The organism is Streptomyces sp. NPDC088706 (assembly GCF_044752765.1).
Classification (GTDB): domain Bacteria; phylum Actinomycetota; class Actinomycetes; order Streptomycetales; family Streptomycetaceae; genus Streptomyces.
The window spans coordinates 1-10,367 of the sequence record NZ_JBIVLW010000033.1; the positions used below are offsets into that span (position 1 = coordinate 1).

The window sequence follows — 10,367 nt, forward strand, 5'->3', positions numbered from 1 at the left end:
GGGTCGTGTCGCTCATGGTGGGTTCCTTCCGGGTGGGGCGGGCCGCTGTAGCGGCCCGCCGGTTGGTGAACGGTGAGTCAGGCGGCGAGGTGGTTGCCGACTGCGGCCACGAGGTCGTCAGCGGCCGTCAGGGCGGCCGTACGACGCTGGTTGAGCACCGGGTGCCCGTCCGCGTTCCGCAGGGCGTACACAGCGGCGGCGGCGGTCTGAGCGGCCCCGGCGGCGGCGGGCAGGAGAAGCTGGACCCGCAGGAGCGGGCCGGTGATCGCGGACCGGGTGCCGTGCGACTCGGTGCGGGCCGCGCTCCAGTCCTCGCCCCGCAGCCGCAGGTCCTCACGGAGCCACATCGCCCGGCGGTGGTCCGCGAGGGCGGCGACCAGGGCCTCAACGGCGGCCAGGCCCTCGGTCCGGCGGGCCTCCTGACGAGCCGTCCGGGCGGCGCGGGCCTGGTAGGCGCTGGTGATGCCGACTCCGGCGAGGGTGCCGAGTACGGCGATGAGGGTCTGCCACATGATGCGCTCCTTTGTCCCGTGTCCTGCTGACATCTCTATGATGGCATAGCCATCATCACGATGGCAAGCCCATCACGAAAGAAGCCCCGCCGGATGGTCCGGCGGGGCTTCACGGGTCAGGCGGCTGGAGCGAATCGGGAGGCGAGCTGGACGGCCGCCGTGAGGAGTACCCGCATGTCGGCCTCGATGGCGGGGGCTTCTGCCGGCAGAACCGGCGGCGGGGGAGCGGCCGGGGCCGGGCGGCGGCGCAGGGCCACCGCCAGGACGCCGATGCTCACCGCGACGGACAGCAGATACGCGAGGGCGATCACGCGGCCACCGACCCTTCGAGCTCGCTCACGCGCTTGGCGACCCAGCCGGTCGACCACCCGGTGAGCGCCGCGATCTGACGCTGTGAGCGCCCCTCGCGGACCGCGTCGGCCACGGCCTTACGGGCGTCGGCCTCGGTCATCTTCTCGCCCGCCGGGGTGTCCGCCGGAGCGTCGTGAGCACTCTCGTGAGCGGGGGTGCTCACGGCAGCGCTCACGCTCGGGCGGGGGGTGCTCACGGCGGCGCTCACCGGTACGGCCTTGCGGGCCGTTTCCGCTGCCCGGCGGGCGTCGGCAGCCTTCCGGATCTCGGCGGCTTCCTTGCGCTCACGGTCGGCCTTGCGCTCGGCCGCCTCGGCCTCTTCCCGCCGCTGATCTGCGGCAGCCTGGATACGCAGAGCCTCACGCTCGGTCTCGGCGCGGGCCGTTTCCCGGGCGATCTGAGCGGCGTGCTCACGGGTCTCCCGCTCGATCCGGGCCGCGTGCTCACGCTCCCGCTCACGCTCGGCCGCAGCCTGCTCACGGGCCTCCCGCTCGGCATCCCGGGCCGCCTGCTCACGGGCCTCACGAGCCTGCCGCTCGGCCTCACGCTCGGCCCGTGAGCGCTCCTCGCGCTCACGCTGCTCACGCTTGCGCTCCTCGGCCTGCTCACGGCGTTCGGCCTCGATGCGGGCCGACGCAGCCGCGATCTCCCGGCGCCACTTGAGCGACGCCTCGGCCACGACGATGAGAACTGCGGGGGCGGCCGTGTGGACGGCCGCTCCGACCCAGTCGTCCTTGAGCGCGGAGCCTCCGACGTTGAGCAGCACGCTCGCACCCCCGGTGAGCACCCGGAGCACGACGGGCCACCCGCTCGTCGACCCGCCCATGCGGGCCACGATCGCGTCCACCCGGATCGAGATCACCACCGCCACATCGACCACGAGCGGCAGGATCCACGCGGACCACTTCCACCCGTCCGGGGTGCTCTGTTCCACCAGCGGCGTCACGGTGAACACCGAGAACAGGATCACGCCGAACACGATCACCCAGGAGAGTCGGAGCACCTTCTCAGCGGCGTCGATGTCGGCCTGTGTCGAGAGCTTCATGGTCACTTCCCCTTCCGGGCGCGCACAGCGATGGTGAGGCCGATCCCGGCGGGAGCGGCGGCGGCGACGGCCTGAGCCGTCTCGGCGGCGAGCTGCATCAGGAGCAGCAGCAGCCCCGCCAGGGAGAACAGGCCGACCGACGCGGCGAAAACGGCGAGCCCGGTGATCAGGGCACGGTCGACGGTTTCCTGAGTGGTCATCGGTCCGTCGCCCCCTGCGGCTGCGTCGGGTCGTAGTCCGGATCGATCGAGGCCGACTCGCGGCACTTCGAGCAGTTGGGCGGGCACTGCTCCGGCGTCGGCTCGGAGCGGCCGGTCAGGCGGTCCTTCCAGCTCATGCCGACACCTCCTCAGCGCCACCGAGCCGGATCTCCGTGCCCTGCTTGACGAGCAGCCCGCGCTTGACCAGCGCCGTCACAGCGCGGGCCACCGACCCGGGGTTGATGCCGACCTTCGCGGCGATCTCCGCGTTCGTGCTCGCCCCGTCGCGGACCGCGAGGAATACGGCCTGCTGGTTTCCCGTCAGGTCAGCCGGAGCCGCCGCGGCTTCCTCGGCACGCGGGGCCGGCGGATTGGCGGCCGCCGTCTTCACGAGCTGGAGGCGCGGGGCCTCGTCCGAGTCGGCGGGGACGGTGACCTTCGAGCTCTGCCACGGCGTCGCCTTGGGCAGCGCCTTCACCGCGTCGTCCTTGACGTACCAGATCCGCACCGGGTTGGGCTGGCGGTCCTTGTGCTTGATCAGCGCCCGGCCGGGGATGCTGGCCAGCTTCGACGGCTCCCATCCCGAGTCGGCCGCGTTCTCGCCGTAGACGACGCGGTCGGACACGGGCGAGTCCACGGTCAGCGACATGACCGTCAGCGAGTTCTCGCTGACCATCGCGGTGACACCGCCGTTGGTGCGGCTCGGGTACTGCGTCGCCCAGATGATCCAGATGCCCGTAGCGCGGGCCAGTGTGTACAGGTCGTCGATCAGGTCCAGGACGTCCTTCCACCGGTTGTCCTTGGCCATCTGGAGGATCTGGCGGCCCTCCTCGATGACGACCAGGAGGTTCGGGTGTTTGGCCGTCGGCACCCACTGGGTGACGTCCGCGATCTCCTGGCGGTGCTGCATCTCCGCGATCAGCTCACGGATCGCGTCGTAGATCGCCTGCCGGATCTCCTCGTTGGTGCCCCGCTGGTGGCCCTCGGTCCGGATCTTCCCGTGCCACAGCCGGGCCTCCAGCCGCTTCGGGTCCAGCAGGATTCCCGCCCACAGCGGGTCCTTGACGGCCTGCATCATCCATGGCCGCCAACTGACGCTCTTGCCCATGTTGGTGACCCCGGCGATCAGCTTGTGCGTGCCCGCCATCGGCACGTCCACGATCTCCCCGGTGATCTCGTCCACGCCGATCCCGGTGTGCTCCGGCGTCCAGACCATCGAGACGCCGTCCGACGCCGACCGGGTACGGATGATGATCTGCGCGCGGTCGCCGTGGCTGCCTTCGCTGATCTGCATCCGGGTCTCGGTCTTCATGCCGAGCAGGGCCCGGATCGCGGCCCCCTCGGCCGCGAGCTTCTTCGCCGACCAGGAGTTCGTGCCCTTGCCGTCGAGCCGGACGCCGCAGACGATCCCGGCCGGGGTGATCTCCGGCCGCTCGGTCAGCGTGCCGGACAGGCCTCGCTCGTCCGCGTGCTGGACCCAGAACGACGGGTCGAGCCGCTCCAGCAGTCGGCGCTCCTCGGCGGTGACCCCGTCCTCGACCTCGACCGAGACCGCGCGGCGACCGAGCCACAGCGCACCAGCGTTCGCCGCGACGACCGCGATCGACAGCGACGCGGGCCACGTCGCCCAGTCCGCCGGAGTGGACAGCGCCCACGACGCGACCCCGGCCGGGACCAGGTGCAGCGCGTGCGCCCGGACCGCCACAGCGGTGAGCGTCGACGGGTACGTCGTCCGCGCCTCGGTCAGCTCAGCGCGGGCCGCCTTCCGGTGAGAGTGCGCCGCCCTCTCCGCAACGGCCGCCGACCGGCGAGCAGCGCCCCACAGGTTCTTCGACGCCTTCTTCGCCGCCGTCCGCTGGCTGCGCGCCACGGACACCGTGGCACGGGCCGACGTGTGCTCACGCTGAGCCTTCATCAACTTCTTCAGGTTCTCCGGCGTCCGGAGCGCCTGCCGCCTGTCCGCCTCGGCATCCCAGCGCACGGCGAGCGGCGCGACCAGCGGAGAGAGGGCGTCGAGAGTGTTCGTACCGCGTAACCGGATGGAAGCCGGCACGGCCTTGACCGGCGCGAGCTTGGCTGACGCGGTGTCACACATGGCTGTCAGTCGGGCAAGATTAGGGCGCATCTTCGGTTCCTTCGTAGTGGTGGGTTCCGGGCGATGTGCTGGCGTCGGGCCGTTGCTGCGGCTCGGCGCCTCTTACGCGTCAGATGCGGGTCTGGCCCGCGTCATCCTTACGGGGCGGCAGCCGGTCGGCGGCCGCGATGGAGGCGTAGCCGGTCAGCAGCTCCGAGGCGGTCAAGCCGAAGAGTCCGGCCACCGGCGCCAGGTCGTTGACCCGCCAGCCGCTGTTCCCCAGCAGCCGCTGGGACAGCGAGCCGCGAGTGATCCCCAGCGCCTCCGCCACGTCGAGCTGTCGGCGGCCGGTCCGGGTCATCAAGAGCTTGATCGTCTCGTTCAGCGTGACTTCCAACGGAGTCTCCGTCTCCTGAGGCATGGATTGCTTTCCAATCTCACTTATGGCATTGCCATCGCTTGAGCGATGATTACATAGCCAACCCTATTCGGTCAACGCCATAATCCCGAGGGCGGGGCGGCGCGTCCGGTTGATCCCGTTTCGCACCGCAACCCTTCGACCGCAACGCGGTTGCGCCCCCGCAAGGCGCTGACCTGCGAGTTTCGGTGTTGCGGTCCGCAACAGGAGGGGGCCTCTACGCGTGCGCGCGTGAGGCGGGCCGGAAATCCGGCACCGGATCAGCCGTATCCGCGTAGCCGGAGACGGGCCGTCAGGACGTCCGCCGCCAGGTCCTCCGGGACGTCCAGGAGGAAGTTCTCCGCAGCCCACCGGCGGACGTCCGCCGGGGTCACCCGGACCGGTCCGCCCCCCGCGCTCCGGACCGCGAGCGTGATCGCCCAGTCCGCCACCACCACCCGCCGCCCCTGGTGCTCGGCATCGCGCCGGACGGCCTGCCTCTCTCGTCTCCCCCGCCACCGGATCATGTGGCGACCCTAGGCAGCCGCCTGCGGCCCTGTCCGGCGTTCCGGTGGACCGAGAGCCGTACGGACCGCTGAGCGGCCGTCAGCGGGCCGTACAGGGGCGCCTAGGGCCCGTAATCCTCCGTGGCCTACCCCCGGGCGGCTGCGGCGAGCGTGGGGCGGTGAACAACGGCTGGCGGCGAGAGGGGTGGGGTCGCGGGGCGTCTCGCGGCCGTCTGCCGGGCGATCACGGGGCCGGGCGCCGTACCGCCCCCGTCACGGATGACAGGCGCGTACGCGGCCCGACAGCACCGGAGACGGGCGGGCGGGGAGCTCCTGCTGCCGCGCTTCTGGCGCGGACCGGTGTGGTCGCGTACCGCTTCGGGCCCAGCATCATCGTGGCCGAGGCATCGGACGACCAAGTACCCCGGTCCGAGCCGACCCGTACGCGCGGCCCGGCCCGCCGGCCGAAGTGCGCGGCAGGCGGACCTACTCCTCATCGAACAGCGGCGGCTGCTCCCGCCGGACCCCCGGCCGTCGCCCCGCCGGAGTCGTCGGCCGGGCCGTACGACCAGGAGCAGCTGGAGCCGAGGAAGCGGCGGGCGTCCGAGGCCGCCACTGAGACGCGTCCGGCAGAGGCCTGACCTCGGCAGATGCCGTTTCGACAACTGACGGATCGGAGCCGGTCTGCTTTGCGTCAGTTGTCGAAATGTCAGGCCCGACACCGGCAGCGGCCAGAGCCGCCGCGACCGCGTCCGCGATCTCCCGGTCACGCCGCCTCGCCCGGTAGGCCAGCTCCCGGCATGACCGCGAGCAGTACGCCCGACGCCGCCCGACCCCGGACTGCCGGACCGGTTCCCCGCACCACCCGCACGGCGCCCCGCGCTCCTCGGTCTCCTCGCTCATCCGGCGACCGTACCGAGCCCGGCCCCGATGCAAATGCTGCGAGCCCGCCGCCGACGAAGCGCCGGCGCTTTCGCCGGATCGAGCCCGGCCGCCGTCGCCGCGTACGTCATCGACGCCCGCCGTACGTCACCGAGATGACGTACGCCGACGACGACCAGGAGCACGCCGACCGACCCAACCGCCGTACACCTCTGGCACTTTTGCTCGCCGTCCCCGCCGGACGGAATCGCCACACCTATGCATCACGACCAAGCGGCTCAGAAACCCGCGCTGCTGTGCGCGAATCGCGGACAGTCGTAGTCGCAGTCACCGCCGCTCGGATCGTGCCCGCAGTCGTACGGACTCACGTCCGGCACCGGCTCCATGCAGAGCCCGCAGACGTACCCCTCACCGTGCTCGCACGGCCGCTCATCGCTCATGCCCCCACGATCGCGCCGCCGTACACGAGCACCGAGCCGACACACCCTTGCATTCCGATCCGACGCCACCCGCAGCAAGATCAACACGGGCACAGCTCTTGCATTAGCGGCCCTGCTACAAAGTCCGGTACAGAACACACACCTAGGCATTCCTGAATCTGCCGGGCCCACACGCTTGACATCTGGTGTGCGGATTCCGCACAGTAGCGGTGTGCGGAAAACGCACACCACGTTTGAGAGGGGACCCGCCGTGTCTGTCTCGATCACCCGAACCGCCGACACCACCACGATCAACTGGACGCGGGCTGACGACCCGCAGGGGCACATCGTCCAGGCCGTCGACAACGGCCGCCTGGAGGACGCCCTCACCGCCCTCGGCCTCCCGACCTACGAGGAGCTCGCCGCCGTCGACCAGTTCGAGCGGGCCCGCATCCTCCGGTCGACCGCCGCGCTCGCGGCCGAGCTGACCCGCCGCGTCCGGCACATGACCGTCGCCGCCCGCGATCAGGGCGAGATGACGTGGGGCACGCTCGCGTCGAACCTGACCGGCGACCCGCACGCCCGCAGCACCGCCCGCAGCACGTACGACGCCGGGCTCCGGCAGATGGGCCGCATCCCCGCCGCCGACTGATCGACCATCACGACGAAGGGCCCGTCCACCACGGACGGGCCCTTCGTCGTGCCGCCCCACAACGAACGCCGCGCGACGACGAGCACCAGGGCGTCGGGGGACCCCGCAGACTCAGCGGCATGAGCACCACGCGCCGCGCACTCGGGACCGGTCCGACGACGTCCACCAGGAGCACATCGGCACCGCGGCTTCTGCCCGCCGAACGCGCCGCGCTCATCGAGGACGATGAGCTCCTGGCCGACGCCGACGAGCACCCGGAGCCGGACCAAAAGCGCCGGCGGAAGCTCGGGCCGGGCGTGATCAGACAGGGGTGAAGCACGAAGGGGGTTCCCCCCCGGGCGGGGGGAACTCCGGCACCGCAGGAGCGGGCAGCGAGGTAGTGGTTTCTGTTCCAAAAACCGGGCCGCCGGAGCGAAGCGAGTTGTGGCTCACTGGGCCCAGTTTCGCGCGGCCGGGGACGGCCGGTGTCGGGGCGCAGGAGCGGAGCAAGGTAGTGCTCACTGGGCCCAGTTCGCGGGCCGCTGGAGCGGAGCGAGTTATACGAGATTGTTCCAATCTCACTCGCCCCGGGGGAGCACCGGGAGGTGCCGGAAGTCGCGGGGACGTTCCGCCGGCCGAAGTGCGCGGCAGGCGGAACGCGGTTGGAATCGACCGCGCGGGCCAGTTCCAACGTCAGCTCGCGTCGGTCTTCCAGACGAGCCGCCTGCGGTCGCCCCGAGCCTGGTTGAGGTCCGCCGCTTCCTGCTCGCGGCGCTCCGCCCTCGCGTGCTCGGACTCACCCGAGCTGGCCGACGCGTTCTCTGCCGCCGCCGTCCATTTGGCGTCGTCGTCTTCGTGCGAGAGCTCCCAGACGCCCTTGGTGTCGATGCCGACGAGGTCGAGGAGCGCGCGCACCGCCAGCTCTGGTGACTCGTCCCGGCGGACCGCCTCGCGCGCCGCCTCGCCCACCTCCACGATCACCCGCTTACGCCCGATCTCCAGCTGAGTCCGGGCCGACAGGTGGATGCGGCGATCGAGCGCGGTCCCGGCGTCTTCGGCGTCGACGGCCTGGCGGTCGGCCGCGTCCTGGTCGTCATCGGTGCCGATGTCGTACGCGCGCTTGAGGCCCTCGGACCACGCCATGTTCTGGCCGCCCTTGGTGGTGAGTTCGTACTCGGCCCAGAGCGCGAGGAGCTGCTCGATCGAGCCCCAGCCGGGGAGCTCGTCCGCGACCTGTCCGCCGCGCAGAGCGGCGAGGCGGAACAGGATGTCCATCGCCTTCATGTTGGCCCCGCGCGCCTGCTTCACGTGGGACATGGCCAGCTCCTTGCCGACCGACCAGTCCGACGCCACGTCGGTGCCCTGGACCTTGCTGATGTACTTCCCGATCTTCGCCGCGTCCTTGACCGTGTAGACCCGCTTGAAGTCCACGCCGTCCCGGGCGGACGGGCGGAAATCGGGGTTCGCGGCGGTGACGCCGTCGATCCACGCCGCCGCCCACTCCTTCTCGAACGCGTCGATGTCCTTGGGGTCCGGCGTGAAGTACCGCCGCACGGTCGGGTCCCACTTCTGGCGCGGCCCCTGCTCGCCCTTCTTGAGCTTCTTGGGCTTGGGGCGCTGCTCGCCGCCCAGGAGCACGGCGACGTGCAGGTGCGGGTGCCAGCCGTTGATCTGGCCCACGGTCACCTCAAGCACGCGGATCGTGCCCACGACACCGAGCCGGTTCCGCAGGTTCCCCGGCTCGGACCGGGCCCACTTCCGGCCCTGCAACAGCCCCTTCCACACCTGGCCGACCTGCACCCGGATCAGGTCTTCAAGGTCGTGGTTCGACCAGTGCCGGACCGTGAAGGTCACAAAGATCACCATCCCGCCGCGACGGACGTGCTCGGTGATCGCCTTGTCCGCGTCGGACGCGCGGACGCCACGGATCACCGCCTCGCACACCGGGCAGGCCCAGACGGACGCGCACCGGTTGAGGCCCTTGCGCCCGACCTGCTGGCCGTCCGGCGACACGGTCAGCGTGACGCCCGCGCTCTCGTCCCGGGCCGACCGGCGGCAGCCCCGGACCGACTTGAGCTTGGAGTAGTCCCACTGGAAGTAGAGCCCGGAGTAGTTCCGGCGCTCCCGCTCCTTACGCCGCTGTTCGGCCGCCACAGCAGCCTCGGCGGCCAGTTCGGCAGGGGTCGCCGGGGCCGGGATCGGGAAACTTTCTTCCCTTACTACCAAGTGTGCAGCGTCAGAGGTCTGTTTCCGCAGGTCAGACCCCGTTTTCGGGGTGGTTTTGCCGTCCCCCTTGAATGACCGCTTTCGGCAGCTTTCAGAGCAAAAGAGCTGTCCGGGAGTCTTTCGGGTGAACTGTCGCTTACACGCCTTTAGGCGGCAGCGTCCACGCGCGGCGGCGGGCCGGACTACCGGTGTAGCGCTGTTCTCTCGTACGCTCGTCACGAGCAAACGTCTCCGTACTCGCCGTGGGAATCGGCGCGAGTTGGGGGCGGCGACCCCGGGCCTGCGAACCCGGGGTCGTGCCATGTCTGGAGGCCCCTGCGTGGGCCTGGTGATGATCCTGGCACTGAAGTGGCCGTTCATTGCCCCCGGTCCCCCTGACGCGCCGTGTGGCTGCTGGGATCTGACGGACCGAAGGGAGCCCCGCCGGATCATCCGGCGGGGCTTTCTGCTGTTCAGAGCTTGGTGATGCCGCCCGCGTCTCCGGCGTCGGAGGGGCGGGGCTGAACGCTGATCCGGATCGTTCCGTCCGTCTGCGGGTCGATGGCGACCGCGTGGAACGCGCCGTCGACGCCACCGAGCGCGTCCGGGTCGAAAGCGCCGGCGGGGAGGTCGAGCGAGCCGCCGTGGTGCATGAGGATGGCGATCAGCGCGGCGTGGGAGAGGTCGGCCGGGTTCGTCATTCGTCGCTGCCGACCTGCGGGCCCGCCGGGGTGTTGACGATGCCTCGGCCGTCCCACGCGGCGGCGTCCAGCTCCCGGTTCTCCAGGTTGCTGAGCTGGGACGGCTTGGTGCGCGGTGCGTTCTCCAGCCAGGCGAACGGGCGGGTGGAGTCGGCCGCCTTGAACACACGGATCGCCGCACCGGCGGGGGCGTCCGGCAGGGCGTAGACCCGGCCGCCGTCCAACGAGGCCAGCAGCCGCGCGCCGTGGTGCTCGCAGCCGTCCGCGCCGCCGTTCTGGGCATCCAGCACGGTCACGACGGGCGGGCCGTCGCACGGCGTCGGGTCCTCGAAGTGCGCGGCCGCGCACCGGGTCGTGTCGCTCATGGTGGGTTCCTTCCGGGTGGGGCGGGCCGCTGTAGCGGCCCGCCGGTTGGTGAACGGTGAGTCAGGCGGCGAGGTGGTT

The 10,367-nt window shown here is 71.1% G+C and carries 14 protein-coding genes; 2 read left to right on the forward strand and 12 right to left on the reverse strand.

Going from position 1 to position 10,367, the window contains the following annotated elements:
- Positions 1–77 precede the first annotated feature (77 nt).
- From ACIQAK_RS32645 to ACIQAK_RS32685, 9 genes are all read right to left on the reverse strand, one after another.
- Entirely contained in the window at positions 78–512 is a 435-nt protein-coding gene (locus ACIQAK_RS32645; RefSeq protein ID WP_366392929.1) for a protein kilB, read from the reverse strand.
- A gap of 116 nt (positions 513–628) precedes the next feature.
- On the reverse strand, positions 629–823 hold the full coding sequence (locus ACIQAK_RS32650; RefSeq protein ID WP_366392928.1) for a hypothetical protein: 195 nt from the start codon (positions 821–823) through the stop codon (positions 629–631).
- Positions 820–1,908 (reverse strand): hypothetical protein, encoded by a 1,089-nt coding sequence (locus tag ACIQAK_RS32655; RefSeq protein ID WP_366392927.1) that lies wholly within the window; start codon positions 1,906–1,908, stop codon positions 820–822. The genes ACIQAK_RS32650 and ACIQAK_RS32655 overlap by 4 nt, the downstream gene beginning before the upstream one ends.
- Positions 1,909–1,910: 2 nt before the next feature.
- On the reverse strand, positions 1,911–2,108 hold the full coding sequence (locus ACIQAK_RS32660) for a hypothetical protein (RefSeq protein ID WP_366392926.1): 198 nt from the start codon (positions 2,106–2,108) through the stop codon (positions 1,911–1,913).
- Positions 2,105–2,245: a hypothetical protein gene (locus ACIQAK_RS32665; protein WP_366392925.1), complete on the reverse strand. Its 141-nt coding sequence runs from the start codon at positions 2,243–2,245 to the stop codon at positions 2,105–2,107. The genes ACIQAK_RS32660 and ACIQAK_RS32665 overlap by 4 nt, the downstream gene beginning before the upstream one ends.
- Entirely contained in the window at positions 2,242–4,203 is a 1,962-nt protein-coding gene (locus ACIQAK_RS32670) for a winged helix-turn-helix transcriptional regulator (RefSeq protein ID WP_366392924.1), read from the reverse strand. The genes ACIQAK_RS32665 and ACIQAK_RS32670 overlap by 4 nt, the downstream gene beginning before the upstream one ends.
- 109 nt (positions 4,204–4,312) lie before the next feature.
- Positions 4,313–4,579, reverse strand: a complete 267-nt coding sequence (locus ACIQAK_RS32675; protein ID WP_366392923.1) for a helix-turn-helix transcriptional regulator — start codon at positions 4,577–4,579, stop codon at positions 4,313–4,315.
- A 281-nt stretch (positions 4,580–4,860) separates the two neighbouring features.
- Complete coding sequence (locus ACIQAK_RS32680) at positions 4,861–5,106, reverse strand: hypothetical protein (RefSeq protein WP_366392922.1); 246 nt, start codon at positions 5,104–5,106, stop codon at positions 4,861–4,863.
- A gap of 1,139 nt (positions 5,107–6,245) precedes the next feature.
- The gene (locus ACIQAK_RS32685) at positions 6,246–6,407 is read right to left on the reverse strand and encodes a hypothetical protein (RefSeq protein WP_366392921.1); all 162 of its coding nucleotides are present in this window, start codon (positions 6,405–6,407) and stop codon (positions 6,246–6,248) included.
- A gap of 250 nt (positions 6,408–6,657) precedes the next feature.
- On the opposite strand from ACIQAK_RS32685, the gene ACIQAK_RS32690 reads away from it, so the two are divergent.
- On the forward strand, positions 6,658–7,038 hold the full coding sequence (locus tag ACIQAK_RS32690; protein ID WP_366392920.1) for a hypothetical protein: 381 nt from the start codon (positions 6,658–6,660) through the stop codon (positions 7,036–7,038).
- A gap of 119 nt (positions 7,039–7,157) precedes the next feature.
- On the forward strand, positions 7,158–7,352 hold the full coding sequence (locus ACIQAK_RS32695) for a hypothetical protein (RefSeq protein WP_366392919.1): 195 nt from the start codon (positions 7,158–7,160) through the stop codon (positions 7,350–7,352).
- A 358-nt stretch (positions 7,353–7,710) separates the two neighbouring features.
- Here ACIQAK_RS32695 and ACIQAK_RS32700 read toward each other — a convergent pair whose 3' ends face one another.
- The 3 genes from ACIQAK_RS32700 to ACIQAK_RS32710 all read right to left on the reverse strand — a co-directional run bounded on the left by ACIQAK_RS32700 (position 7,711) and on the right by ACIQAK_RS32710 (position 10,288).
- Positions 7,711–9,243 (reverse strand): hypothetical protein, encoded by a 1,533-nt coding sequence (locus ACIQAK_RS32700; RefSeq protein WP_366392918.1) that lies wholly within the window; start codon positions 9,241–9,243, stop codon positions 7,711–7,713.
- A 452-nt stretch (positions 9,244–9,695) separates the two neighbouring features.
- Positions 9,696–9,923 (reverse strand): pRL2-19, encoded by a 228-nt coding sequence (locus tag ACIQAK_RS32705; RefSeq protein WP_401849646.1) that lies wholly within the window; start codon positions 9,921–9,923, stop codon positions 9,696–9,698.
- Positions 9,920–10,288: a hypothetical protein gene (locus ACIQAK_RS32710; RefSeq protein ID WP_366392930.1), complete on the reverse strand. Its 369-nt coding sequence runs from the start codon at positions 10,286–10,288 to the stop codon at positions 9,920–9,922. The genes ACIQAK_RS32705 and ACIQAK_RS32710 overlap by 4 nt, the downstream gene beginning before the upstream one ends.
- Positions 10,289–10,367: the final 79 nt, after the last annotated feature.